The 23,186-nt window shown below is 64.1% G+C and carries 24 protein-coding genes, 2 tRNA genes and 4 pseudogenes; 12 read left to right on the forward strand and 18 right to left on the reverse strand.

Features of this window, described 5'->3' with window-relative positions:
- Positions 1 to 135: 135 nt before the first annotated feature.
- From AB5Y47_RS13500 to AB5Y47_RS13525, 6 genes are all read right to left on the reverse strand, one after another.
- Positions 136 to 212 (reverse strand) — tRNA-Met (locus AB5Y47_RS13500).
- Positions 213 to 308: 96 nt separating this feature from the next.
- Positions 309 to 385 (reverse strand) — tRNA-Met (locus AB5Y47_RS13505).
- 235 nt (positions 386 to 620) lie between these two features.
- Complete coding sequence (locus tag AB5Y47_RS13510) at positions 621 to 1,340, reverse strand: hypothetical protein (RefSeq protein WP_368220307.1); 720 nt, start codon at positions 1,338 to 1,340, stop codon at positions 621 to 623.
- Between the two features lie 106 nt (positions 1,341 to 1,446).
- A complete protein-coding gene (locus AB5Y47_RS13515) occupies positions 1,447 to 3,081 on the reverse strand; it encodes an ATP-dependent endonuclease (RefSeq protein ID WP_039038583.1) in 1,635 nt (544 codons plus the stop codon).
- A 76-nt stretch (positions 3,082 to 3,157) separates the two neighbouring features.
- Entirely contained in the window at positions 3,158 to 3,280 is a 123-nt protein-coding gene (locus AB5Y47_RS13520; protein WP_257692902.1) for a hypothetical protein, read from the reverse strand.
- Between the two features lie 61 nt (positions 3,281 to 3,341).
- Positions 3,342 to 4,229 (reverse strand): helix-turn-helix domain-containing protein, encoded by an 888-nt coding sequence (locus AB5Y47_RS13525; protein WP_042016580.1) that lies wholly within the window; start codon positions 4,227 to 4,229, stop codon positions 3,342 to 3,344.
- A gap of 178 nt (positions 4,230 to 4,407) precedes the next feature.
- Here AB5Y47_RS13525 and AB5Y47_RS13530 point away from each other — a divergent pair, with 178 nt between their 5' ends.
- Positions 4,408 to 5,325, forward strand: coding sequence for a DMT family transporter (locus tag AB5Y47_RS13530; protein ID WP_041215090.1), 918 nt, complete (start codon positions 4,408 to 4,410; stop codon positions 5,323 to 5,325).
- 51 nt (positions 5,326 to 5,376) lie between these two features.
- Positions 5,377 to 6,309 carry a LysR family transcriptional regulator gene (locus tag AB5Y47_RS13535; protein WP_102948516.1) on the forward strand — a complete coding sequence of 311 codons (933 nt, stop codon included), beginning with the start codon at positions 5,377 to 5,379 and terminating at the stop codon, positions 6,307 to 6,309.
- 53 nt (positions 6,310 to 6,362) lie between these two features.
- Here the strand turns inward: AB5Y47_RS13535 and AB5Y47_RS13540 are convergent, their stop codons facing one another.
- The 6 genes and pseudogenes from AB5Y47_RS13540 to AB5Y47_RS13565 form a co-directional block, all read right to left on the reverse strand.
- Positions 6,363 to 7,142, reverse strand: coding sequence for a TSUP family transporter (locus AB5Y47_RS13540; protein WP_102948517.1), 780 nt, complete (start codon positions 7,140 to 7,142; stop codon positions 6,363 to 6,365).
- A gap of 250 nt (positions 7,143 to 7,392) precedes the next feature.
- Positions 7,393 to 7,506 (reverse strand): annotated as a pseudogene (locus AB5Y47_RS13545) (DTW domain-containing protein); the annotation flags it as partial.
- A 2-nt stretch (positions 7,507 to 7,508) separates the two neighbouring features.
- Positions 7,509 to 7,622, reverse strand: a pseudogene (locus AB5Y47_RS13550) (DTW domain-containing protein); the annotation flags it as partial.
- Positions 7,622 to 8,371 carry a tRNA-uridine aminocarboxypropyltransferase gene (locus tag AB5Y47_RS13555; RefSeq protein WP_368220308.1) on the reverse strand — a complete coding sequence of 250 codons (750 nt, stop codon included), beginning with the start codon at positions 8,369 to 8,371 and terminating at the stop codon, positions 7,622 to 7,624. The pseudogene AB5Y47_RS13550 and the gene AB5Y47_RS13555, both read right to left, overlap by 1 nt.
- 191 nt (positions 8,372 to 8,562) lie before the next feature.
- Positions 8,563 to 9,552, reverse strand: a complete 990-nt coding sequence (locus AB5Y47_RS13560; RefSeq protein ID WP_010674866.1) for a D-alanine--D-alanine ligase — start codon at positions 9,550 to 9,552, stop codon at positions 8,563 to 8,565.
- A gap of 200 nt (positions 9,553 to 9,752) precedes the next feature.
- Positions 9,753 to 10,361, reverse strand: a complete 609-nt coding sequence (locus AB5Y47_RS13565) for a 2OG-Fe(II) oxygenase (RefSeq protein ID WP_274799320.1) — start codon at positions 10,359 to 10,361, stop codon at positions 9,753 to 9,755.
- Positions 10,362 to 10,569: 208 nt separating this feature from the next.
- Between AB5Y47_RS13565 and AB5Y47_RS13570 the strand changes: the two genes are divergently transcribed.
- Positions 10,570 to 11,046 (forward strand): glutathione peroxidase, encoded by a 477-nt coding sequence (locus AB5Y47_RS13570; protein ID WP_214004702.1) that lies wholly within the window; start codon positions 10,570 to 10,572, stop codon positions 11,044 to 11,046.
- A gap of 262 nt (positions 11,047 to 11,308) precedes the next feature.
- Positions 11,309 to 12,697 carry a DEAD/DEAH box helicase gene (locus tag AB5Y47_RS13575; protein WP_104452968.1) on the forward strand — a complete coding sequence of 463 codons (1,389 nt, stop codon included), beginning with the start codon at positions 11,309 to 11,311 and terminating at the stop codon, positions 12,695 to 12,697.
- A 69-nt stretch (positions 12,698 to 12,766) separates the two neighbouring features.
- On the opposite strand, the gene AB5Y47_RS13580 is transcribed toward AB5Y47_RS13575, so the two are convergent.
- From AB5Y47_RS13580 to AB5Y47_RS13590, 3 genes and pseudogenes are all read right to left on the reverse strand, one after another.
- Entirely contained in the window at positions 12,767 to 13,204 is a 438-nt protein-coding gene (locus AB5Y47_RS13580) for an acetyltransferase (protein WP_124245369.1), read from the reverse strand.
- Positions 13,205 to 13,240: 36 nt separating this feature from the next.
- Positions 13,241 to 13,725 (reverse strand): annotated as a pseudogene (locus AB5Y47_RS13585) (GNAT family N-acetyltransferase).
- Positions 13,726 to 13,841: 116 nt separating this feature from the next.
- On the reverse strand, positions 13,842 to 14,687 hold the full coding sequence (locus tag AB5Y47_RS13590; protein WP_139737952.1) for a DUF5718 family protein: 846 nt from the start codon (positions 14,685 to 14,687) through the stop codon (positions 13,842 to 13,844).
- A gap of 273 nt (positions 14,688 to 14,960) precedes the next feature.
- Between AB5Y47_RS13590 and cyaB the strand changes: the two are divergent.
- From cyaB to AB5Y47_RS13610, 4 genes and pseudogenes are all read left to right on the forward strand, one after another.
- Positions 14,961 to 15,497 (forward strand): annotated as a pseudogene (cyaB, locus tag AB5Y47_RS13595) (class IV adenylate cyclase); the annotation flags it as partial.
- 42 nt (positions 15,498 to 15,539) lie between these two features.
- Positions 15,540 to 15,932 (forward strand): NUDIX domain-containing protein, encoded by a 393-nt coding sequence (locus tag AB5Y47_RS13600; RefSeq protein ID WP_279987905.1) that lies wholly within the window; start codon positions 15,540 to 15,542, stop codon positions 15,930 to 15,932.
- 101 nt (positions 15,933 to 16,033) lie between these two features.
- Complete coding sequence (locus tag AB5Y47_RS13605) at positions 16,034 to 16,540, forward strand: GNAT family N-acetyltransferase (RefSeq protein ID WP_010674875.1); 507 nt, start codon at positions 16,034 to 16,036, stop codon at positions 16,538 to 16,540.
- 104 nt (positions 16,541 to 16,644) lie between these two features.
- Positions 16,645 to 16,953 (forward strand): antibiotic biosynthesis monooxygenase, encoded by a 309-nt coding sequence (locus tag AB5Y47_RS13610; protein WP_069651329.1) that lies wholly within the window; start codon positions 16,645 to 16,647, stop codon positions 16,951 to 16,953.
- A 40-nt stretch (positions 16,954 to 16,993) separates the two neighbouring features.
- Here the strand turns inward: AB5Y47_RS13610 and pdxY are convergent, their stop codons facing one another.
- The 3 genes from pdxY to AB5Y47_RS13625 all read right to left on the reverse strand — a co-directional run bounded on the left by pdxY (position 16,994) and on the right by AB5Y47_RS13625 (position 19,817).
- Positions 16,994 to 17,857 carry a pyridoxal kinase PdxY gene (gene pdxY / locus AB5Y47_RS13615; RefSeq protein ID WP_319896926.1) on the reverse strand — a complete coding sequence of 288 codons (864 nt, stop codon included), beginning with the start codon at positions 17,855 to 17,857 and terminating at the stop codon, positions 16,994 to 16,996.
- A 563-nt stretch (positions 17,858 to 18,420) separates the two neighbouring features.
- Entirely contained in the window at positions 18,421 to 19,176 is a 756-nt protein-coding gene (locus tag AB5Y47_RS13620) for a DUF429 domain-containing protein (protein ID WP_128296096.1), read from the reverse strand.
- A 77-nt stretch (positions 19,177 to 19,253) separates the two neighbouring features.
- Positions 19,254 to 19,817: a phaC PHA synthase gene (locus tag AB5Y47_RS13625; protein WP_103243059.1), complete on the reverse strand. Its 564-nt coding sequence runs from the start codon at positions 19,815 to 19,817 to the stop codon at positions 19,254 to 19,256.
- Positions 19,818 to 20,120: 303 nt separating this feature from the next.
- On the opposite strand from AB5Y47_RS13625, the gene AB5Y47_RS13630 reads away from it, so the two are divergent.
- The 4 genes from AB5Y47_RS13630 (at position 20,121) to ybcJ (ending at position 23,155) form a co-directional block, all read left to right on the forward strand.
- Entirely contained in the window at positions 20,121 to 20,471 is a 351-nt protein-coding gene (locus AB5Y47_RS13630; RefSeq protein ID WP_039040883.1) for a phasin family protein, read from the forward strand.
- Between the two features lie 95 nt (positions 20,472 to 20,566).
- Positions 20,567 to 22,354 (forward strand): class I poly(R)-hydroxyalkanoic acid synthase, encoded by a 1,788-nt coding sequence (locus AB5Y47_RS13635; RefSeq protein WP_368220309.1) that lies wholly within the window; start codon positions 20,567 to 20,569, stop codon positions 22,352 to 22,354.
- Positions 22,351 to 22,755, forward strand: coding sequence for a MaoC family dehydratase (locus tag AB5Y47_RS13640; protein ID WP_045524572.1), 405 nt, complete (start codon positions 22,351 to 22,353; stop codon positions 22,753 to 22,755). Before AB5Y47_RS13635 ends, AB5Y47_RS13640 begins: the two co-directional genes overlap by 4 nt.
- 166 nt (positions 22,756 to 22,921) lie before the next feature.
- Positions 22,922 to 23,155, forward strand: a complete 234-nt coding sequence (gene ybcJ, locus AB5Y47_RS13645; RefSeq protein ID WP_010674882.1) for a ribosome-associated protein YbcJ — start codon at positions 22,922 to 22,924, stop codon at positions 23,153 to 23,155.
- Positions 23,156 to 23,186: the final 31 nt, after the last annotated feature.

The following is a 23,186-nucleotide window of genomic DNA, read 5'->3' on the forward strand; positions in this document are numbered from 1 at the left end:
TTATGAGCCCGACGAGCTACCGAGCTGCTCCACCCCGCGTCCGAATTGTATTGCCACCACAAAAAGCAGAGCAGTTGCTTCTTGCTGTCTTCGTCCCCACCGCAGCGCTATGCGCTTGCCATGGATACAAATAGTTGGTTGCGGGGGCCGGATTTGAACCGACGACCTTCGGGTTATGAGCCCGACGAGCTACCGAGCTGCTCCACCCCGCGTCCGAATTGTATTGCCACCACAAAAAGCAGAGCAGTTGCTTCTTGCTGTCTTCGTCTCCACCGCTGCGCTATGCGCTTGCCATGGACACAAATGGTTGGTTGCGGGGGCCGGATTTGAACCGACGACCTTCGGGTTATGAGCCCGACGAGCTACCGAGCTGCTCCACCCCGCGTCCGAGGTCGCCCATAATAGGCGCCAACGCTGAGATTGCAAGTAAATATCCTAAAAAAAGTTTATTCGGGGATTAAACCGTCACATACTGCGCTCTTTTGCAACAAATCGCAGTTTTTTCAGGCAGCTAGCGATCTCTCGCCCCTCAGGCCCCTCCCCGCGCTCCCCCCCACTTGCCCCTCTTTGCCATAAAAAAAGCCCGCACAACAAGGTGCGGGCGGGAGGATGCGCCGGGATCAGGCCAGCTGGTGCAACACGCTGGTCGCCGCAATCTGGGCGATGATGAGGCCGCACAGGGTCACGGAGACCACCACGGGGGCCGTCTCCTGCTGACGGTAGATGGGGCTGAACCAGAGCAGCAGGGCTGCGACCAGCAGGCCGGCCTGGGTCACTACCCCGGGGATCAGCGGGTCGAGCCCGGCGCTGCTCCCCTGCCAACCCACCAGCACCGCCAGCCAGATAAGACTCAGGATGGCGGAGACCAGCCCCGCCAGGGGCAGCAGCAGATTGAAGGCTTGCAGGCGGTGGCGGGCACGCAGCAGCATCAGGTGGGCAAAGGCCGACCCCAGCAGCACCATCTGCAGCAGGCCGCCGAGCCAGCCCTGGATCTGCATCAGACCCAGCCCGTAGAGGGCGAGCGGCATGGCGGGCAACCACAGCAGGGTGGCGGGGATGGCGCGCTTGCCCTCCAGGCGAGACTGAAGCAGGGAGATCACGATACCGAGCACCAGGGCGGCCCCCCCGCTCCAGATGAGCCAGCCCGCAACCTTGGCCTCCACCGCCAGCATCAGAGAGAGCCCGGTGATCACCCAGACCGAGAAGAGCTGGGTAGTGATCCGCGAGCGCTGGCCCGGGCAGAGATCACCGCGCCACAGGACGAGCCCCACAGCGATCTGGGCCCCCAGAGCCATCAGACCGGTCAGGGGAAAGAGCCAAAAAGGAAGTTGGACGAACATAGGGTCTCCGGCAGCAGTCCGGGTGCGGGTGCACCCATCACAGGGTAAGGAAGGACAAGAGGCAGGGAGTATATCCAAACTCCCTCCGTCTTCCCAACGTCGCCAGTCAGCTTTGTCCCCGGGCAAGGGCAACCACCCGGGCAAACATCTGCTTGAGCACAGGGGGAATGTGCTCGCTGCCGAGGCGCTCCGCCTCCTCCACCACCGCCAGGGCCATGCCTGGCTTGCTGCGATGGTGGATCGCCTTGGCGATGATGCGCCCGGCGTTGAGGGTGGAGCGCCCCCCGACCCCCGCCTCGCGCCGGAACACCCCCTCGAACCCGTTCTGGTAGAGGTAGTGCTCTATGTCTGCCGCCGGCAACTGGGTCAGCCGATCCCGCTCGCGCTCCCCCTTGAGCAGGGAGCGGGCGGAGCTTGCATACTTGGCACCCGCCTCGTCACCGTCGGTGAGCAGGTGCCACTCTATGCCAAAGTCCCGGGCCACCTTGATGAGAGGAGCCTGGCCGCACTGGGCGAACTCGATGATGCGCACCCCCTCTGCCCGCAGGCTGTAGCCGCAGATCTGGGCCAGCTCCGAGAGCAGCCAGATCTCGGTCTCCCCTTCCACCAGCAGCCAGCAGCGGGCAAACATCGACATGGGCCTGTTGATGCGCACATGGAAGGCAATCTTGCGCAGATCGTCGCTGCTGTAGCGCTCCCCTCCCAACTGATGGCAGAGGATGTCCTGCTGGCGGCGCACCAGACGGCGCACCTGATTGAGGGGCAAGGAGGAGAGCAGGTCCCCCGAGTTGGTGGTGAGCAGCTTCTGGCCGGGCAACTGCTCCAGCAGACCCCAGGCCAGGGCCAGCATGGTGGGATGCAGGCGACTCTCTGGGTCTTCCAGCATCAATATGGGTCTGGCCCCCTCCTCCAGCTCCCGGTTGCCTCGGGCGTGGAGCAGCATGGCTGCCATGCCCGCCATGGCCAGTTGCAGCGCCCGGTTGTCCGCATTGCGCAGCAGCACCTGCAGGTTGCCGGGATTGCGCAGGGTCATGGGGCGATTGACGATATCCCGCTGGCTGCGAGGCTTGTGCTTGATGGGCGCCAGGGCGCTGAAGTAGTGCTCCATCAACTGCTGCACCGCCTGCAGCGCCTCCTTGAGTTCTGGCTCGCCGATGCGCTGTGGCTCGTCGGTGAGCTTGCCGGCCAGCTCGTCCAGCCGCTGCTCGCACAGATCCCCCCAGGGCAGCCGCTCGATGCCCTCCCGGGCGGTACGGGCATCCCGCAGCCTGAACACCGGGTTCATGGTAATGAGCAGACGCACCAGCGCTTCATTGTTGTCGATGGCCAGGCTCTTGCCGATACCGTCGAGAAAGTCGTGGGTGGTGAGCACGCTGCCATCGTCCTGCAACTCGGCACTGGCACGATAATGCACCCGGTGGAACTTGTCCTTGTGGGGGATCCAGGCCGCCCCGAGGCGGGCCAGACGGCGGGAGTGCTGGCACATCTGGGGACGATACTCGCTGAAGGTGAGCACCAGTTGCAGCGTGCGCGAGGGTTCGAGCTCGGGATCTTCGGGCCGGTGAAAATCATCCTGACCAAATTGATAGGGCTCGGCATCCCCCAGCAGGCACCAGAGGGCCCGCAGCAGGCTGGATTTGCCCCAGGCGTTTTCGCCGATGAGCACAGTGGTGTTGTCCAGCCCGAGGGAGAGGCGATTTATTCCGCGAAAACCTTTGACTTCAATGCGTTCCAGAAACATGCGGCCATATCCAGTCCATCCTGATGGCGCAATAGTGGCAAAGTTGCCGGAAAAATCCTATCGGGTTACGGCGTTTTCAGCGGGAACTGTGAGGAACGAGCGGTTCGGGCGGCGTCGGCTGGGTGACGCGATAGAGGGGGGCATTCCAGTGGTTGAACCAGAGGTGGCGGGTACGGGTCTGACGTTTGCGATGATTCAAGGGCAACTCCTGTGCAGGTTGAAGGAACGAGGTTCCCCCTCGTTGCCAACCAATCTGCCGCCTATCTGTGACAGGAGAATGACAACTGGGCTCGCCACTGGCCCGGGCTCAGGCCGAACGCCTCCCGAAAGCGGTTGCCAAAATGGGCCTGGGAGGAGAAGCCGCACTGGGCGGCGATGCTGGCCAGGGGCTCGCTTCCCGCCAGCAACTGCTTGGCCCGCTTGAGCCGCAGCCCGAGCAGGTAGCGGTGGGGCGGACAGCCCAGGCTCTGCCCGAACATCCGGGCGAAGTGGTATTCGCTCAGACCCGCCTCCCGGGCGAGCTCTCCCAGGGTGACCGGCTCGGCCAGGTGAGCCTGCAGATACTCCTGTACACGGCGCACCACGGCGGGGGCCAGGCCGCCGCGCACCTCCGGCAGCGCCGGGGCCTCGCGGGTGTGATGGCGATAGGCGTGCAGCATCAGCATCCAGGCGCCGTGGGAGAGCGCCATGCGATCGATGCCGTGCTGCCAGTCCAGCTTCATCAATTGCCCCTGCACCAGGGCCGCCGCCTGGGGATCGTCGATGAAGGTCTTGTCTTCCAGTTGCAGATGACGTCCCTCCTTGTCACACGCCTGTTCGGCGATACGGGTGAAGTGGGCGGGGGTGAAGTAGAGATGGAAGAAGCGAAACTCCTCGCGCACCAGCCACTCGGATCTGTGGTGATCCGGCATGATGCACACCTTGCCCGCACCGCCATGGCCACCGGGGCCGTCCAGCCGCTCGGTCTGCTCGCCCCCCTGCAGGTAGACACTGATGGTGTGGTTGCCCGGCTTGTGGTAGCGGGTTTGATCGTAGCGGTTGCACCAGCTCGCCACCCCGAGCCCGGGCTCCAGCCAGCAGGAGTCCTCCAGTCTGGCACCGGTGCTCACCAGGGCATCAAAGACCCCCGCCTGTCTTGTCTGCTGCATGGCATGCTGCACGCTTGCCTCCCTCTTTGGCACTTGCCGCCCCTTTCCTGTCGCCATCTTATCGCGCCTCATGGTCAAAGGCTGCGCCTCCGTTGAAAAAACCGCAAGATGGTGCAAGCCGGCGCCCCGCCTCCCGGTTCATGCTGATCACATCATCTTCTCTTGATGGGATCACACCATGAATCTGATGCTCTATGTTTCCACCGTCCTCATCTGGGGCAGCACCTGGATTGCCATCGCCTGGCAGCTCGGCCCCATCCCCATCGAGGTCTCGGTGCTCTATCGTTTCGCCCTGGCGGCCCTGGCCCTGTTCGCCCTGCTCACGGTGAGCGGCAAGTTTCCGCGCCTGCCCTGGGCGGGCCAGCGTTATGCTGCCCTGCTCGGCGCGTTGCTCTTTTCCACCAACTTCCTCTGTTTCTACCACGCCACCCTCTATATCCCGAGCGGTCTGTCGGCGGTGATTTTCGCCAGCGCCAGCATCTTCAACGGCCTCAATCTCTGGCTGTTCGAAGGAAAACGACCGGGCCTGCGCTGGCTGCAAGGATCGTTGCTGGGGCTGCTTGGCACCCTGCTGCTCTTCTGGCCGGTGCTGGCGGATGCGCAACTGGGTGCAAACGGCTGGAAGGGCTTGCTCTTTGCCTGCGCCGGCACCCTCTGCTTCTCCCTGGGCAACCTGGTCTCTGCCCGGGGACAGCGCCAGGGCTATCACGTATTGCAGATGGTACCCTGGGGCATGGTCTACGGCGTGGCGCTGCTGCTGGGCTGGGTCACTGTACTCGGTCAGTCACTCACCCTGCCCACCGACCCGCGCTACCTCGCCGCCATGGTCTATCTGGCCATCTTCGGCTCCGTCATCGCCTTCACCGCCTACCTCACCCTGGTGGGGCGCATCGGTGCCAGCAAGGCGGCCTACGCCACCGTGCTCTTCCCCCTGGTGGCCCTCACCCTCTCCACCTTCTATGAAGGCTTTGTCTGGCAGACGGTCTCCATCGTCGGCGTGGTGGTGAGCCTCATCGGCAACCTGGTGATCTTCGCGCCCCCCGTCAAGGCGTGGCGCTGGCCGCTATCAAGGGCCGCAAACGGTACTTGCCCCTGATGCCACCAGCCCCTAAGGTAACCGCGTCCAACACACGAGGAGGGAGGACGCATGTTACTGGAAGGGCTGGAGACACTCTGCCTGCTGGCAAGCGAGGGCACCATGGCCAAGGTTGCAAGCCGCCTCTATATCAGTCAGTCGGCGGTCAGCAAGCGCATCGCCCAGCTGGAGCAGCGCCTTGGCAAGAAGCTCATCGAGCCGGATGGCCGTCATATCCGCCTCACTCCCCAGGCCCGTGAACTGCTCGCCCGGGTAGCCCCGAGCCTCGCCGAAATGAAGGGGGTGCTGGCGGACAGCCAGATCCTCACGGATCAGACCCCTCTGTCCATCGCCTGCTCCGAAACCCTGCTGGCGGGCTACCTCGCCCGCTTCATGCACGCCTACCTTGAACGGGATCCCCACATTGCCCTCTCTACCCACCACACCCCGGTCATTCTGGCCCGGGTGCGCGGCGGGGATGCCCTGCTCGGGATCTGCGCCGGTCGCCTGCCGCCGGGCCATGGGCTGTGTGCTGAACGGCTGCTGGAGGAGCCCTTCTATCTGGTGGGGGACGCTCTGGATGAGGCGGCGCAGCCGGATCACCAGGGCACCTTGCAAGAAACTGTGACCAGCAAGCAACTGGCTGAAGGCGACGTGAGTAAGGGGATGCAGGGCAAGGTGCGCAAGATCCTGACCATGGATCTGGAGAACCCCTCCAACCGCTATCTGCGCGAGCCCCTGGCCGCCCTCGGGCTTATCCCCGCCATGGAGCTCGATTCCTACCTGGCGCTGATCGAACTGGCCAAGGCAGGCATTGGCCCCGTGCTCCTGCCCGCCGGCCTGCTGGCGCTGGTGGGTGAGCAGGGGACACAGGCACGCCCCCTGCCGGGGCTGGGCCGCCCGCTCCACCTGGTCTATCGGCCAAACAGCCTCAAGCGCGATCGCATCGCCCGCCTGGTGCAGGCGCTGCAAGCCCATTTCCGGCAACTGACGGCACAGGGCTGAAACGCAAGAGGGCCCGATCTGCGATCGGGCCCTCGTCATGGGGGGGGACCGGCTCAGTCCAACCAGGCAAAGAGCTCGGGGTACTGGCTCCACACCAGCTTGGCGGACATCACCAGGGAGACGGTCACCAGCAGCGGCTTGATGAGCTTCACCCCTTTTTTGAGCACCAGCTTGGAGCCCATGCGCGCCCCGATGAACTGCCCCAGCGCCATGCACAGCCCCACGCTCCACACCACCTTGCCCCCCAGGGTGAAGAAGAGCAGGGAAGCGATGTTGGAGGTGAAGTTGAGCAGCTTGGTGTGGGCGGTGGCCCGCGCCATGCCAAAGCCCGCCAGGGCCACGAAACCGATGGCAAAAAACGACCCCGTGCCCGGCCCGAAGAAGCCGTCATAAAAGCCCACGCCCCCGCCCACCAGCAGGGCGAACGCCATGGGGGTGAGGCGGCGCTGGCTCTCCGCATCGCTCACCCTGGGGGAGAAGTAGAAGTAGCAGGCAAACGCCATCAGCAGGAAGGGGAGCAGCCGCTCCAGGATGGCGGCATCGATGGTCTGCACCGCCAGGGTGCCGATGGCCGCCCCGATGAAGGTGCAGATGACCGCCGGCCAGATGATGGCCCACTCAAGGAGCCCCTTGCGGGCATAGAACCAGGTGGCGGAGAAAGAACCGAAACTGCTCTGCAACTTGTTGGTGCCAAGCACCAGGGCTGGCGGCATGCCGGTGGCCAGCAGGGCCGGCACCGTCAAGAGTCCCCCGCCCCCGGCGATGGCATCGATAAAGCCGGCGATGAGGGCCACCCCGAACAGGGCGACCAGGGTGAGCAGTTCCAGTTCCATCCATAGACCTCGTGTGATTGGCGGCGCCCGGCATGGCCTGGAGCCTGAAGGAGTCAACAGGTCGCTATCCTAGCGAGGGCAGGCTCATGAAGCCAACGAAACAATGGCAGCCAACTAATTCCTTATTTTCATCAATCAGCGTGCGAGAGGGTCTGTGCTTTGATAACCGCCACCCCCTGCAACAGGGGCGCTTCATCAGCGCCGGGCGCACGGCTTACCCGGCCAGCCATGTAGCGGCTGCTGATGAGGATTAATCCAGAGCGCAGCTCTGGGCTTTGATAACCGCCAGCCCCTCCAGCACGGGCGCTTCATCCGCACCGGGAGCACGGCTCACCCGGCCAGCCATGTAGCGGCTGCTGATGAGGATTAATCCAGAGCACGGCTCTGGCCCTTGATGGCCTCCAGCCCCTGCAGCAGGGGTGCTTCATCAGCGCCGGGAGCACGGCTTTCCCGGCCAGCCATGTAGCGGCTGCTGAGAATTAATCCAGAGCGCGGCTCTGGCCCTTGATGGCCTCCAGCCCCTCCAGCAGGGGCGCTTCATCAGCACCGGGTGCACGGCTTACCCGGCCAGCCATGTAGCGGCTGCTAAAGAGATTGAACCAGAGCTGCAGCGCCTGTCCCGCCCGCAGCTCCCCGGCCACTTCCAGCACGCAGGCGGCCACCTCGGCGGTGCACAGGTGCTCGTCGCTGTGGGCGACCCGCATGCCGTAGGTGGAGAGCGCATCCGGCTTGATGGCGAGTACAGGGAAGCCGTCCAGATAGGGACTCTTGTTGAACATCTTGCGCGCCTCGGGCCAGGTGCCGTCCAGCAGGATGAACAGCGGCTTCTTGCCGGGGGCCAGTACCACCTCGCCGGTCAGGCGGTCGGGCGCTTTCTCGCAGGCGGGAAAGACCACATAGGGCTGCCAGGCGGGATCCGTCAGCAGGGCCAGCAGCTCGGGATGGGGTTCGGTACGCGACCAGAGAAAGGCCCAAGTGGAATCCGGCAGCACGTCGGCGATGAGGCGCCCGGTATTGGAGGGCTTCATGGGCTCGCTGTCATACATCATGAGGCAGAAACCGGCCTCGGCCTTGAGCGCCGGGCGCCAGTCGCAGGCACACCAGTCGTGGCGCAGCTGGCAGGCATCGCAGCGTGGCACGCTGCCGCCACGGGCAAGAAAGGGTCGGGTCGAGACGCTCTTGCGCCAGATGCGCAGGCGGTTGACGGCGTGATCGGGGATGGGCTTCATGGAACGCGGCTCTGACGGTGCCTGTGGCGGGACAAAAGGGGGCTGATTGTAACGGCGCGCCCTCCTGGCGGCAAGGCTTGCCAGGCGGCGCCCTGCCCCCTTCCCTCCCCGCGTTCTGCCCGCCTCGCCCCCATGAAAAAAGGGGCCCTGAGGCCCCTACTCACCATCCGTTGCAACCGGGTCTGGCGACGTCAGACCGCCTTTCGCAGGATCTGCTCCAGATAGTGCGCGAAGCTGTGGCCGTGGTGCTCCAGCAGTTTCGGGAACATGGAGATGGAGGTCATGCCTGGGAAGGTGTTGATCTCGTTGAGCAAAATCTCCCCCTCTTCGGTCAGGAAGAAGTCGATGCGCGACAGATGGGTCAGCTTGAGCTGACGGAACGCCTTGAGCGCGTACTCGTGAATGGCGTCAGCCTGCGCCTGAGTCAGTCCCTCGGCCTTGAGCGCGGTCTCGGTGTGACTGGCGCTGCTGTACTTCTCTTCATAGGTGTAGAACTTGTCCTGGGGTACGCAGATCTCCCCCGGATAGGTGGCCACCAGCTCGTCACCATACTGGTAGACCGCCACTTCCAGCTCGCGGGGCTTGACCGCTTTTTCGATCAATACCTGCTCGGAGTAACCGAAGGCATCGGCAATGCCCTTCACCAGGTCTGCCTCGTTGCTGGCGGAGTAGCAACCCACGGAAGAGCCCTGGGAGGCCGCCTTGATGAAGACCTTGCCCCACTTGGCCAGCGCCGCTTTCGCCTCGATCAGGCTCGCCTCGCCCTGCTCGGTCAGGAACAGGTAGGGGGTATTGGGGATGCCGATGGCGGTGAGCCACAGCTTGGTGGTGATCTTGTTGAAGCACACCTTGCTCGCCTCGGCGTCACAACCCAGATAAGGCAGGCCGGCCAGCTCGAGGAAGGATTGCAGATCGCCGGTCTCACCGGGATAGCCGTGGATGCAGGGCACCACGTAGTCCACCGGACGGGCCACGCTGTCGAACGAGAGCAGCTTGTCCAGCCCCAGCTTGCACTCGCGACCGTCGGCGGAGAGCCAGCGGTCGGCAAACATCTCGACCCGGGTCACTTCGATACCGGGCAGGAGCCCAAGCTGTTTTTCGAGGAAATTGGCGCTGCGCAGCGAGACTTCGTGCTCGGAGCCGCCACCGCCGCACAGCAGCAAGACATGCATGTTCTTCATTAGATGTGATCCCTTGGGAGAAGCGGCTTCGTCATCACCATGTCAAACCCAACCGCATGAAAACCGGACGAAGCCAGAAACGAACATAAGTGCGGGCAGTGTAGCAAGGGAGGGGAAGCCTTGTCAGCCGATGGGGCGCACCTCCCCCTGCCCGGGCAGATAAAAGTCTCTTCCTGTGTCAGAAACAGGATGAAATGCGCTCAGCGGGGGGGATCGACCCGCCCGGCGCCATTGCCGTTGACCCGAAACCAGCCGGCAATGCTGTAGCGCTCCCGGCTTGCGGGCAGCACCTCGTGGGGAAACTCTTCAGACAGGAAGAGCACCAGCCGCCCGCCCCGGGGGGAGACATCCATCAGAAACTGCTCGCTGTCGTCATAGACCCGCAATATTCCCCCCGCCTCTGGCTGCCAGTCGTTGTTCAGGTAGAACACCGAGGTGAGCCGGCGGTTGGATCGCCCGGCGAAGGCGTCGCGATGGGTGGCGTAGAAGTCGCCGCTGCGATAGCGGGCAAAGTGAGCCTCGTAGTCGAACAGCCCCAGCATCAACATCTGGTTGGCGGCCAGCCGCAGGGACTCCATCCGAGCCAGATAGTCGGCCACCGGCGCGCCGAGGGAGGCGTCGAGCCAGTGGATCTGATCCCGGCGGATATCGCGGTTGTCCTGATGCAGGGTCTCGCGCCCGATCCCCGCCGGTCGCCACTCGTCCGGCAGGCAGGCCTTGAGGGCATCCACCTCGGCGGCGGTTAAAAAATCATCCACTATCACCCAACCCCGGGTGTAGATGGCATCCATGACGGCTTGATAGTCCAAGATAGGCTCGCAGCGAGGGGAGAGAGTGCGCTTTGTAGCGACTTCGGACCATCGGCACAAACCGGATTGCTTCTCTTGAGAAGTCCCGCCATCAATAGGAGTCTGGGGGGCACAGACGCCCTCCCCCTTGCTCCCCGGCCCTCGGCCCGTTAACGTGCAAGGATTGTCCCCCGGGCGCCTTGTCGCCCCTCTTGCATCAGGAGAAACCATGCCCCTGCCCCTCATCCCCCTGCAACGACTCGATGGCACGGCCTGGTCCACCGCCGATCTGCAGGGCCGTGTCGTGCTGGTGGTCAACGTGGCAAGCCGCTGCGGTTTTACCCCCCAATACACCGGGCTTGAGGCACTCTATCGCCAGTTCAGCCCCCAAGGCTTCGAGATCCTGGGCTTTCCCTGCGATCAGTTTGGCCATCAGGAGCCGGGCGATGCCGAGGAGATCGCCCGCTTCTGCTCTCTCGACTACCCGGTCAGCTTCCCCCTGATGGCCAAATGCGAGGTCAACGGCGCCGGGGCCCACCCCCTCTATCGCTGGCTCAAGGAGCAAAAGCCCGGACTCCTTGGCAGCGAGGCCATCAAGTGGAACTTCACCAAGTTCCTGATTGACCGAGAAGGCCGGGTGGTGGAGCGCTTCGCCCCCCAGACCAGGCCGGAGGATCTGGTGCAGGCCATCGAGGGACTGCTCTGACGGGCGTGCGCCGAGGCGAACCGGGCACCTCTTTGCAGCCCCCTGGCCTTTCCCTGCCGGGATGGCCGTGGCAACCCTGCTCGCGACACGGCTGCTGCGCGTACGCCTCGCATCTGCTATATTACGCGCCCACTGTTCTCTTGTGCGGTCGCTTTGCCGGGCTCAGGCCCAGCCTCGATGGCGACCCACCCTATTTTCCATGTCGTGACGGACCAAGGCTGCCGTCACCCGTTGAGCCCAAGGCTCGGAGTGTCCCTCGAACATGTCATTCAATGAACTGGGTCTGTCACCGCACATCCTGCGGGCCGTCAAGGAGCTGGGTTACGAACAACCCACCCCCATCCAGCAGCAAGCCATTCCCGCCATCCTGGCCGGGCAGGACGTGCTGGGCGGCGCCCAGACAGGCACGGGCAAGACGGCCGGTTTCACCCTGCCCATGCTTCATCGACTGCTGGCCAACCACGGCCGTGGCGGTCGTCGCCAGGTGCGAGCCCTGGTGCTGACCCCGACCCGGGAGCTGGCCGCCCAGGTGGGTGAGAGCATCATCAAATATGCCCACCACCTGCCGTTTCGTACCCTGATCGCCTATGGCGGCGTCAGCATCAAGCCAAACCTGGACGCCATCAAGCTCGGGGTCGACATTCTGGTCGCCACCCCGGGCCGCCTGCTGGATCTGCTGACCCAGGGCGCCCTGACCCTGAGCGCCCTCGAGGTACTGGTGCTGGATGAAGCGGACAGAATGCTCGACATGGGGTTCATCACCGACATTCGCCGCATCATGAAGGCCCTGCCGGAGGAGCGTCAGACCCTGCTGTTCTCTGCCACCTTCTCCAATGACATCAAGGCGCTGGCGGACGATCTGCTCAAGGATCCCACCCTCATCGAGGTGGATCCCAGCAACACCGCCGCAGAGCAGGTAAGCCAGCGCATCATCCAGGTCGATCGGGAGCGCCGCCGGGAGATGCTCTCCCACATGATTGGCCGTGGCAACTGGCAGCGGGTGCTGGTGTTCGTGCGCACCAAGCAGATTGCCGACAGGCTCGCCCAGCAAATGCAGAAAGATGGCCTGGATACGGTCGCCATCCACGGTGACAAGAGCCAGGGGGCCCGCAACCGGGCGCTGGCGGATTTTCGTGAAGGCAAGGTGCGGGTGCTGGTTGCCACCGACATCGCCGCTCGCGGCCTGGATATCGATCAACTGCCCCACGTGATCAACTTCGAGCTGCCCCAGATGGCGGAGGATTACATCCACCGCATCGGCCGCACCGGCCGCGCCGGCCGTGGCGGCGAGGCCATCTCTCTGGTGAGCCAGGACGAGCTGGGTCAGCTCAAGGAGATCGAGGCGCTGATCGGCCAATCCCTGACCGTGGAGATCCTGGAAGGATACGAGCCGAGCGGCAAGCCGAGCCGCCAGACCCTGCCGGGCAGCAAGCCGGTGCAAAACCCGCCCCGCGCCCGTGGCCATGCCAACGCCAAGGGCAAGCCCGCCGCCGGGAAAGGCAAAGGGGATGGCGCCAAGAAGCCTGCCCAGCCTGCGCAAAACAAGTCCCGCAAGCGGGAAGTGGTAGGCGAGGACATCGGTTTCGCCCCTATGCGCCGTCTCCCCAAGGCCCAGCGGGGCGACTATCAGGACAACTCCAGCGAGGAGTGAGGAGGCGCGAGCCAAACCTCCTGAACAACAAAAAACCGCCCTCGGGCGGTTTTTTATGCTCTGGCGCCCTTAACCGGCGGCCAAGGCCATGTGCAGCAGGGGATAGGGCTTGCCCTGGCCATCCAGGGGGGAGCGCCCCGTCACCTCGAAGCCCAGGTGCTGGTAGAAGCCGACAGCCTGGGCATTCTGTTCGTTGACGTCCACGCGAGTCGCCCCCAGACAACGGATGGCGTGGTCCACCAGCTGGCGGCCGACCCCGCCCCCTCTCGCCTCGGGAGCGATGAACAGCATCTCGATATTGCCCTCAGCCACCCCGATAAAACCGACGATCACGCCATCCTGCCTGGCGCAATAAAGGCGCACGGCATCGAAATAGTGTTCGAGGATGAGAGGCTTGAGGGTGGCGATGTCTTCCTCTTGCAGGAAGTGATGGGTAGCGCGTACCGAGGCCTCCCAGAGAGCGATCAGGGCCGGGTAATCCCCGGTTTGTGCTTGTTCTATCTTCATGAATTGTTGGCTCAATTTATGGCAAAAGCGCCGATGCTAAGCCTTGGGGCCGAACCTCGTCAAGGTGCAGCCCTGGGCCTCTGCCTGCTTGATGACAAACCCCTTCTCGATGCCCGCCTTGAAGCCCAGCTTCTCATAGAGGCGATGGGCTTCATCGCGCCCTTCCCCCGAGAGCAGCATCACCTTGTAGCCATCCAGCCCCCAGGCCAGGGAGAGCGCCTGTTCAAGCACCTTCTGGCTCAGCCCCTGGCGTCGGAACGCAGAGGCCGTTACCACGTGCTCTATGATGCCAAAGGGCCTGCCGCCGTTGCTCAGGGTCGGGATCACCCCGAGCTGGCAGGTGGCGGCGAGCTCACCGCCCACCTTCGCCACGATGATCCGCACCTCGGGCCTGGCCAGCAGGCTCGCGAGCGTCTCCCTCGCCATGGAAAGCGGCATCACGGGATCCCGTGGTCTGAGCTCGGCGTAAAGGCTGAGCAAGCCGCCAGATCCTGCTCCCTGCACTCTCTGATCACCACCATGGCAACCTACCTGATCTGCCACTCCTCTTTCGGCTGATCATGCATGACGCCAGCATGGAGTGTGCGCAAGCATAAAGAGAAAGAAGATGCCTCCCCAGGTTGGGAAGGCATCGCGATCAACGGGTCTTGACCGCCTGGAGCAGGACAGAGACATCGGCGCCAACGCGGCGGGTCGCGATGGCTTCGCGAATGGCGCTCTCGCTGTAGCGACTGGCGGGGTAGACCACCACGCAGGCGGTGTCACCGGGAGCGAGGAAGTGGGTCTCGCCAAAGGGGGTGTAGCGGGTGGCGCCAATGCTGATGAGCGCATGGGCCGGGCGCCCCGCCTGGGCCAGCAGCCCCTGGATATGCTCGGCCGGGCCTTCGTCCTGCTGATGGTTGAACTTGTCGATGGCCCACGCCAGCAACTGATCGTGGAAGTAACTGTAATCCACCGCCGCGCTGTCGATCCCGTAGGGGTGCAGCTCCCCGTCCCGCTCCAGATAGCAGGCGATGCGGTAGTCATCGAGCTCGCATCCTGCGGCAAAGTGGGTCAGGGGCAGCAGGTTCGCGGCCAGCCCCTTGCTCTCTTCACCCCAGTTCTTCTTCTCGCTGATCTTTTTGGCATTGGGGCGACGGATGGAGCAGTCGTTGTAGGCGCCAAACGCCTTGGGATGGATGGCCACCACCTGCTCCCCCGCGTACTCCAGCTCGCACCACAGTGCCACCTCGGGTTCAATCTGCACCTTTTCATCCCCGCTCACCGCCGCCTCCGGCAGGAAGATGGCCTCGCCGCTCAGGGGAAAGACCCCGAGCTGGCCGGGATGGTTCGGCACATAGAAGGGGAACAGCGCCTTGGGGGCGACCTTGTCGTCAACCTTGACGGCGACGAAGTCCGCCGCCTCCCCTGCCTGCTCCAGGTGACCGGCGAAGTTGCCCGCCACGCCCAGTCCGATAAAGGGGGTCTGTGAGGTGATCTGCATCTGTGGCTCCACTGGCGCGGCCGGGGCCGCCGCCTCGTTGTCGTTGTCGTTGTTCAGGGCGGAAATACCGCCAAAGAGGGAGCTTATTAGAGCACAGCCCCCGTACGGCGCCCAGCCACCGGGCCACAAGCTGTGCACCAGGGCGGATTTTCCCTCACCATCTGGTCATAAAGTCGGCAGTCGATGCGAAGCTGTGATCCCGATGCTTGGGAGAGCCCGGCACTTTTGCTAGGCTGCCCTATTCATTTGCCGTTCGGGAGCCGTCGCAAGGCCATGACCACCCACTTTCAGGGGCGCTTCGAGGTGGAGTTCAAATACCGCCTGACGGACAGCGCCGCCTTTGTACATACCCTCACGGCCCTCGGCCCCGAGGTGATGATGGCGGACAATCATGAGCAGGACTGCTACTTCGACACGGCAGATGGCGCCCTGGCCCGGACAGAGAAGAGCCTGATCATCCGCACCATGGCCCCCAGCGGCATCCGGCTCTGGATAGTCAAAGGGCCCGGACCCGATCGCTGCGAGGCGGTCAACATCACCGATGCGGACAAGGCGGCCAGCATGGTGCGCACCCTGGGCTACCGGCCGGTGCTGACCATCGACAAGCGGCGCAGCATCTATTTTCTGGGGGCCTTCCACGTCACGGTGGATCACCTGGCAGGCGTCGGTGATTTTGCCGAGCTCGCCATCATGACTGACGACGAGACCGCCCTGCCCGCCTACCGCGCGCAGTTGCTGGCGCTGGCTAGCCGGCTGGGACTGGCGCCCGAGATGCGGGAAACCCGCTCCTATCGCACCCTGTGCGAGCAGCGAGCCCCCCCTTTGACAAGCGGCAACAAGAGGAATCTGCCCATGATCGACAAACTCGCCTGGCTGACCTTCAAGAAGGGACAACTGCTGTGCGCCCGCTCCCACGGCAAGGACATCTACTACATTCCGGGGGGCAAGCGCGAGCCGGGCGAGAGCGACGAGGCGGCCCTCGTTCGTGAAATCGAGGAAGAGCTCGCGGTCATCCTGAAACCCGACACCCTGGCGTTCGCCTGCGAGTTCAGCGCCCAGGCGGACGGCAAGCCGCAAGGGGTGAATGTCAATCTGCGTTGCTACACGGGGGACGCCGACGGCACGCCCGTCGCCTCGGCGGAGATCGCCGAGCTGCGCTGGCTGGACAGCCGCCACCTGGCCGAAGTCTCCCCCGTCTCCCGCCTGCTGTTCCAGTGGCTGGCAGCGCAGGGACTGATCCATTAAGAGACGGCGCACCTGACCGGATGACGATGGCACCGGCAGGAGAGTCCGCGCCCGAGACGTTAATCCCCCACGTGGGCCAAGAGAGAAGATGAGGACATTCAATGGAGATCCTTGAGGTCGAGAGCACCAGAGGCATCAAACCGGCGCTGATCGCCCTGCTGCAAGATTGCGTGGCCAGCGGTGCCTCGGTGGGCTTTCTGCCTCCCCTGCAGGAAGAGCAGGGGCTGGCGTACTGGCAAGGCATCGAGGGGGAGCTGGCGGATGGAGTGCGCAAGCTCTGGGTGGCGTTTGATCAGCACCATCTGGTGGGCGCCCTGCAGCTCTCCCTGTGCACCAAGGCCAACGGGGGCCACAGGGCCGAAGTGGAAAAGCTGATGGTCCACAGCCAGGCCCGTGGCAAGGGGGTAGGCCGCGCCCTGATGAACGCCATGGAGCAAGGGGCCCGGGACGCCAGGCGCACCTTGCTGGTGCTGGATACCCGGGTCGGCGACGTGGCCTCCAGCCTCTATCGCCAGCTCGGCTATCAGGAGGCCGGCCAGATCCCGGACTTCGCCCGCAATGGGGACGGCACCCTCGCCGCCACCCAGTTCTTCTACAAGCAGCTCTGAGGCAGACGGCCTGGCAAGACCGGACAGCGTGCCGGTCTTGCCCCCTCCAAGGCTCGGCGTACATAGGTTTTTGGTTCAATCAGACTCATCGGCAAGGAGCCATCATGATATTGGAAGTCGCCCATCTGCAGATCATTCCCGGCAAGGCCACTGACTTCGAGCAGGCCTTCGCCCGGGCCCAGCACATCATCAGCGCCATGCCCGGCTACCTGGGCCACCAGTTGCAGCGAGCCCTGGACGATCCCCATCACTACCTGCTGCTGGTACAGTGGGAACGGTTGGAAGATCACACCCGGGGGTTCAGGGGCTCCCCCCGGTACCAGGAGTGGAAGGCCCTGCTGCACCACTTCTACGACCCCTTCCCCAGGGTCGAACATTTTCAGGATGCAACACCGATCAGTGCCGCAAGCTGAACCTTGATCAGCCAGTCCCGTCACGGGCTGATCAATGGCGTCAGGCCAGTCGCTCGGCCCTGTGGGCAATCTGCGGATCGGCAAAGGCGCTCTGGGCCGTGATGAGCTGCAGCTCGTAGGCATTCGCCTCCCAGGTCTGTCGCAGCACCGCATCCACCGCGGCGTTGGTGCGCTCGAAGGCACTCACCCCCTCATATCCTGCCTGCAGGTTGGCCAGCATCAGGGCGCTGATGAGATCCCCCACGCCCACCGGCTGGCGCGCGAAATCGTAAAGGGGACGGGCGATCAGATAGTCACCCTCGGGGGTGGCAAGCAGCATCTCGAAACGGCCGGGGACGCTGGCGGCGCGACCCAGGTGCTTGACAAGCACCATCTTCACCCCCCTCTCCAGCAACTGGTGTGCGGCGACCCGGGTCTGGGCCAGGGTTGTCAGATGGACATCGCACAGGGTCTCCAGCTCCAGCAGATTGGGGGCCATGATGTCCGCCACCGGCAGGGCCTGCTCGGTGAGAAAGCGGGTGACGCCCGGGGCGACGATGCACCCCTTCTCCGGATGCCCCATCACGGGATCGCAGAAATAGAGGGCCGCCGGATTGGCTCGCTTCACCGCCGCCACCACCGCCAGGATCTCGTCCCCCTGCTCCGCCGAGCCCAGATAGCCGCTCAGCACCGCATCGCAGCGCGCCAGCACCTCGATATTGCAAAGCCCCTGGCACAAGGCGGCAATGTGGCCCGCCGGCATCGCCATTCCCTGCCAACCCGCCTCGTACTGGGTGTGGTTGGAGAACTGCACCGTATTGATGGGCCACACCTCCATGCCGAGACGGCGCATGGGGAACACGGCGGCACTGTTGCCGGCACAGCCAAACACCACGTGGGACTGGATAGAGAGAATGCGTTTCATCGACACCACCGCACAAGAAGCCTGAGGAAAAGAGGCAATATATCGGATGAAGAGACGGCTCTTCCAGCAATTAACGCCCTGACTCCCTATTTATGCTTCAGCAGGCTTAACCTGCCGCATATTTGACCGCCACGACCCAGTTCCTGCACAACCCTGGAGCCATCTCCCCCGCTGCTGCGGGGTGATAAATGTACCTGGACGCCTCTTGTCTGATGGCATACAAGGTGATTTTTCAACCAACCATAAACAGTCGGGATCAAGGATGAGGTCCGATGGAAAGACGCCAGTCGGCAGTCGGCAGTCGGCAGTCGGCAGTCGGCAGTCGGCAGTCGGCAGTCGGCAGTCGGCAGTCGGCAGTCGGCAGTCGGCAGTCGCAAAATAAGGCAACAAGGGCAAGGGTCAAGGAGACGTCGGAAGATCACAGGACGAACACGGCCTACCCTTGCCTGACACCGTGGCAACGACAAGCCATACGCAGTGGCGACAGCAAGTCACGTCACCAGTGCCGTGACTACAGCGAGTCGCCAGCAGTCGTCAGAGGGAGCGCGGTGCCCTTGGGCGTCTCAATCCCGGGCGAAGTGGTAGACCCAGCCTTCGTCCGGTGCCATCTCCTCCGGCAGGTCCACCAGAGCAGGCAGCGAGGTGACGGCCCCTTCGGCCGCATATTGCAGGGCCATCAGGGCGCAGAGCGCGGCATCATAGGGATCCGTTCCAGGGATGAGGGACGCCGGCAGGTGGGGTTGCAGCTCGGGCCGCACAGCAGAGGCTTTGCCCCCCATTTTGGCCAGGGCGGGATAGACCTCCAGCACCGCGCGCCCGGCAGCCCTCGCCTGTTTTGGCACCAGTTGCAGATCCCCGAGACGCGGCAGCATGGAGAGGGCCAGGGTGGCGTTGTTGCCGAGCCTGTCGAAGGTGGCGGAGAGGGGCTTCTTGCCATAGTGCTGATGGAGCCAGCGCTCGCAATCCCGGTAGGCGTAAGGGTTGTCAATCTCCCGCTGGGGCACGGGAAAGCCGCTCCCCCGCCCCGCCAGCAGATCGGCGAGGGCGCGGGGAAAGGCCAGGGGCGCATCGATGCCGAGAGCAAGGCGCGGGCAGGCCAGCACCTGCATCAGCGCCACCTCGTCTTGCAGGGCCGGGCGCAGCAGGGCATCCAGATCCGGCGCGACCCGGGAGCTCAGGCGAAACAGGGGGGAGATCCCGAGCCAGTGCAGACGCGACTCCCGGGCCTGCCAACCCACCACCGCCACCGCCTGGGCATTGCCCTGCCAGCCCCTCACATCCCAGCCGATGCCGATGGCGTCCATGTGTTCCGTTGTCATGCCCCTGTTACCTCTGTGCAGCCTTGATGGAGCACAGGGTAATGGCTGCCCCTCCTAAAGCAAGGGCAAGTTGGCCCCTAGAAGGATTTCTTGAAGTTGATCAGGGGCAGAATGGGGAAGATGCCGTTCTCGGCGTAGTTGGCCAGGCCAATCTGCAAGCCGTCCAGGTGCTTGGTGGCATTGACGAATCCCAGCTGGAACGTGGTGCGTTCGGCATAATTGACGAAGCCGACGTTGGCCAGGGCATTGCCCTGGGCGATGTTGACCGCCCCCCAGTTGAGCCCCTTCACATTGTTGGTCAGGTTGACGAAGCCCAGATTGAGGCCGGTATCCTGCCCTTCGTGCCAGTTGACGGCGTTGATGGCGACCCCGCCAAACTGGTGGCGCACCCGGCTCGCGCCAAAGAACACACCAAGCTGCAGGCCGGTGAACTGATCCACGTCGGAGAGGGCGAACACCGGCAGATCGATCCCCCTCACCTGGCCGGTGCGGCCGTAGAGGAAGGAAGCCCGTGCCCCTTCCACCTGATTGGACGAGGGCAGGTTGACACCGGGCAGGGAGATCTGGACCGGCGTGCTGGCCTGGGCGACACCGGCGAGGGTCAGGGCACCACAGCCGAGCAGCAGGGCGAACGGTTTCATCGGGGATTCCTTGTGAAGAGGGTGTGGCTCAAGGGTACCAGCGCAGGCCCCGGGGGACGAGGTCCCGGCCCTTTCCCTGCGTCACCTCTCGTCTGAATCCGGGGATGGCTCACTCGGCGGAATGGAAAATTCAAACAGAAACTAACATTTATGTCATTTACACCAAAGGTGGATTGGTTGCAGAATGCTCAAACGTGTGTTTGAACAGAGCAAACAACACGTAACACAGGGATGACGTGCTGTACCCGCAAGAAGGGTCGATTGACCCGCAAAAACAGTGTTCTGCCGAACCGGAGACCCATGATGAATATGGACGTGATCAAGAGCTTTACCGAGCAGATGCAAGGCTTTGCCGCCCCCCTCACCCGCTACAACCAGCTGCTGGCCAGCAACATCGAACAGCTGACCCGGTTGCAACTGGCGTCCGCCAATGCCTACGCCGAACTGGGGCTCAACCAGTTGCAGGCCGTCGGCAAGGTGCAGGATGCCCAGAGCCTGGCGGCCCTCGGCACCGTGCAGCTGGAGAGCGCCAGCCAGCTCTCCCGCCAGATGCTGGATGACATCCAGAAGCTCAGCGCCCTCGGCCAGCAGTTCAAGGAAGAGCTGGATGCCCTGACCGCAGATGGCATCAAGAAGAGCACGGGCAAGGCCTGATAACCCCTGGCTGCCCGTCTTGCGGGCAGCCACATCTCCCCACGACTCGACAGAACGGGCAAGTGCCCGCCCCGGGCGTGGGTGAAGGAGAACACATGAGCCAATCATCTTACGGCCCGCTGTTCGAGGCCCTGGCCCACTACAACGACAAGCTGCTGGCCATGGCCAGAGCCCAGACCGAGCGCACGGCCCAGGCCCTGCTGCAGACCAGTCTGGACGATCTGGGCCAGGTGCTGGAGCAGGGCAGCCAGCAGCCCTGGCAGCTGATCCAGTCCCAGATGAACTGGTGGCAGGATCAGCTCAAGCTGATGCAGCACACCCTGCTCAAGAGTGCAGGCCAGCCGAGCGAGCCGGTGATCACCCCGGATCGCAGCGATCGCCGCTTCAAGGCCGAGGCCTGGAGCGAGCAACCCCTCTATGACTACCTCAAGCAATCCTATCTGCTGACCGCAAGACACCTGCTGGCGGCGGTGGATGCCCTGGAGGGCGTGCCCGAGAAGAGCCGGGAGCGACTGCGCTTTTTCACCCGCCAGTACGTCAACGCCATGGCTCCCAGCAACTTCCTGGCCACCAACCCGGAGCTGCTCAAGCTCACCCTGGAGTCCGACGGCCAGAATCTGGTGCGCGGCCTCGCGCTCCTGGCCGAAGATCTGGAGCGCAGCGCCGATCAGCTCAACATCCGCCTGACCGACGAGTCCGCCTTCGAGCTCGGCCGGGATCTGGCGACCACCACGGGCCGGGTAGTACTGCGCACCGAGCTCTTTGAGCTCATCCAGTACAGCCCGACCACGGCGACGGTGGGCAAGACCCCGGTGCTGGTCGTGCCCCCCTTCATCAACAAGTACTACATCATGGACATGCGCCCCCAGAACTCCCTGGTGGCCTGGCTGGTCGCCCAGGGGCAGACGGTCTTCATGATCTCCTGGCGCAACCCGGGGGTGGCACAGGGGCAGGTCGATCTCGACGACTACGTGGTGGACGGGGTCATCGCCGCCCTGGACGCCGTGGAGGCGGCCACCGGCGAGCGGGAGGTGCACGGCATCGGCTACTGCATCGGTGGCACCGCATTGTCACTCGCCATGGGCTGGCTGGCAGCGCGGCGCCAGAAGCAGCGGGTACGCAGCGCCACCCTGTTCACCACCCTGCTGGACTTCTCCCAGCCCGGGGAGCTTGGCATCTTCATCCACGAGCCCATCATCGCGGCGCTCGAGGCGCAGAACGAGGCCAGGGGCATCATGGACGGGCGCCAGCTGGCGGTCTCCTTCAGTCTGCTGCGGGAGAACAGCCTCTACTGGAACTACTACATCGACAGCTACCTCAAGGGTCAGAGCCCGGTGGCGTTCGATCTGCTGCACTGGAACAGCGACAGCACCAACGTGGCAGGCAAGACCCACAACAGCCTGCTGCGCCGACTCTACCTGGAAAACCAGCTGGTGAAGGGGGAGCTCAAGATCCGCCACACCCGCATCGATCTCGCCAAGGTGAAGACCCCGGTGCTGCTGGTGTCCGCCGTGGACGATCACATCGCCCTCTGGCAGGGAACCTGGCAGGGCATGGCGCTGTTCGGGGGCGAGCGGCGCTTCATTCTGGCCGAATCCGGGCACATCGCAGGCATCATCAATCCGCCGGATGCCAACAAATACGGCTTCTGGCAGAGCGAGGCCGAGGCGGACAGCTCGGCGCAGTGGCTGGCGGGGGCGACCCACCAGAGCGGCTCCTGGTGGCCCGAGATGATGCGCTTTATCAAAGACCGTGACGAGGCAGAGCCCGTCCCTGCCCGGCAGCCTGCCGAGGGGTTGGAGGCGGCCCCCGGCAGCTACGTCAAGGTACGGCTCAATCCGGTGTTTGCCGGCGTCAGGAAGCAAGAAGAGGAACCCGCATGAGTACACAACCCTTTGCCGTGGGCATGAAAGCCAGCCTGACCAAGCGCTTCGGCCCGGCCGAGGTGGCGGCCTTCGCCGGCCTCTCGGAGGATTTCAATCCCCTGCACCTGGACCCGGACTTCGCCGCCACGACGGTGTTCGAGCGCCCCATCGTCCACGGCATGCTGCTGGCGAGCCTCTTCTCCGGGCTGCTCGGGCAGCAACTGCCCGGGAAAGGGAGCATCTACCTGGGCCAGAGCCTCTCCTTCACGCTCCCGGTGTTCGTGGGGGACGAGGTAACAGCGGAGGTGGAGGTGATTGCCCTTCGAAGCGACAAGCCCATCGCCACCCTGGCCACCCGCATCTTCACCCAGGGCGGCGCCCTCGCCGTGACGGGGGAAGCGGTGGTGAAACTCCCTTGAGCGCCAGTGGCCCCCAGAGACACAACCAGCCCGGTCGGGCTGGTTTTTTTGCCTGTGCTCGCCCCTTTTTCGGGGCAATTCGGCCCGGGCCCTTTCCCTGCCCCGCCTAACTGCCTAGAATGAGCCCCCCGCTGTTTCAGCCATTCATCCAGCTAGAGGATTTCCCATGGAGACGTTTCTGCTCGAAGGTCACCCCTTCGTTGCCTTGTGTGACCTGATCAAGCATCAGGGTTGGGCCGATTGTGGCGGTGCCGCCAAGGCGCTGGTCGCCGAGGGCCTGGTGGAAGTGGACGGTCAGGTCGAGACCCGCAAACGCTGCAAGATAGTCGCCGAGCAGGTGGTCAACTTCAACGGCATGAAGGTCGTGGTGAAGGAAGGCGTCAGCCCCGAGATCCTCTGATCCTGACGCCCTGCCACGCAAGCGCTACCCA

This window comes from Aeromonas sp. R7-2 (genome assembly GCF_040908105.1).
Taxonomy (GTDB): domain Bacteria; phylum Pseudomonadota; class Gammaproteobacteria; order Enterobacterales; family Aeromonadaceae; genus Aeromonas; species Aeromonas caviae.

Bases quoted from the DNA above. Each gene is read 5' to 3' on its own strand.
- AB5Y47_RS13510 (WP_368220307.1), bottom strand. From the start codon at position 1,340: ATGTTCGTCCAACTTCCTTTTTGGCTCTTTCCCCTGACCGGTCTGATG.
- AB5Y47_RS13515 (WP_039038583.1), bottom strand. From the start codon at position 3,081: ATGTTTCTGGAACGCATTGAAGTCAAAGGTTTTCGCGGAATAAATCGC.
- AB5Y47_RS13525 (WP_042016580.1), bottom strand. From the start codon at position 4,229: ATGCAGCAGACAAGACAGGCGGGGGTCTTTGATGCCCTGGTGAGCACC.
- AB5Y47_RS13530 (WP_041215090.1), top strand. From the start codon at position 4,408: ATGAATCTGATGCTCTATGTTTCCACCGTCCTCATCTGGGGCAGCACC.
- AB5Y47_RS13535 (WP_102948516.1), top strand. From the start codon at position 5,377: ATGTTACTGGAAGGGCTGGAGACACTCTGCCTGCTGGCAAGCGAGGGC.
- AB5Y47_RS13540 (WP_102948517.1), bottom strand. From the start codon at position 7,142: ATGGAACTGGAACTGCTCACCCTGGTCGCCCTGTTCGGGGTGGCCCTC.
- AB5Y47_RS13555 (WP_368220308.1), bottom strand. From the start codon at position 8,371: ATGAAGCCCATCCCCGATCACGCCGTCAACCGCCTGCGCATCTGGCGC.
- AB5Y47_RS13560 (WP_010674866.1), bottom strand. From the start codon at position 9,552: ATGAAGAACATGCATGTCTTGCTGCTGTGCGGCGGTGGCGGCTCCGAG.
- AB5Y47_RS13570 (WP_214004702.1), top strand. From the start codon at position 10,570: ATGCCCCTGCCCCTCATCCCCCTGCAACGACTCGATGGCACGGCCTGG.
- AB5Y47_RS13575 (WP_104452968.1), top strand. From the start codon at position 11,309: ATGTCATTCAATGAACTGGGTCTGTCACCGCACATCCTGCGGGCCGTC.
- AB5Y47_RS13580 (WP_124245369.1), bottom strand. From the start codon at position 13,204: ATGAAGATAGAACAAGCACAAACCGGGGATTACCCGGCCCTGATCGCT.
- AB5Y47_RS13590 (WP_139737952.1), bottom strand. From the start codon at position 14,687: ATGCAGATCACCTCACAGACCCCCTTTATCGGACTGGGCGTGGCGGGC.
- AB5Y47_RS13600 (WP_279987905.1), top strand. From the start codon at position 15,540: ATGATCGACAAACTCGCCTGGCTGACCTTCAAGAAGGGACAACTGCTG.
- AB5Y47_RS13605 (WP_010674875.1), top strand. From the start codon at position 16,034: ATGGAGATCCTTGAGGTCGAGAGCACCAGAGGCATCAAACCGGCGCTG.
- AB5Y47_RS13610 (WP_069651329.1), top strand. From the start codon at position 16,645: ATGATATTGGAAGTCGCCCATCTGCAGATCATTCCCGGCAAGGCCACT.
- pdxY (WP_319896926.1), bottom strand. From the start codon at position 17,857: ATGAAACGCATTCTCTCTATCCAGTCCCACGTGGTGTTTGGCTGTGCC.
- AB5Y47_RS13620 (WP_128296096.1), bottom strand. From the start codon at position 19,176: ATGACAACGGAACACATGGACGCCATCGGCATCGGCTGGGATGTGAGG.
- AB5Y47_RS13625 (WP_103243059.1), bottom strand. From the start codon at position 19,817: ATGAAACCGTTCGCCCTGCTGCTCGGCTGTGGTGCCCTGACCCTCGCC.
- AB5Y47_RS13630 (WP_039040883.1), top strand. From the start codon at position 20,121: ATGAATATGGACGTGATCAAGAGCTTTACCGAGCAGATGCAAGGCTTT.
- AB5Y47_RS13635 (WP_368220309.1), top strand. From the start codon at position 20,567: ATGAGCCAATCATCTTACGGCCCGCTGTTCGAGGCCCTGGCCCACTAC.
- AB5Y47_RS13640 (WP_045524572.1), top strand. From the start codon at position 22,351: ATGAGTACACAACCCTTTGCCGTGGGCATGAAAGCCAGCCTGACCAAG.
- ybcJ (WP_010674882.1), top strand. From the start codon at position 22,922: ATGGAGACGTTTCTGCTCGAAGGTCACCCCTTCGTTGCCTTGTGTGAC.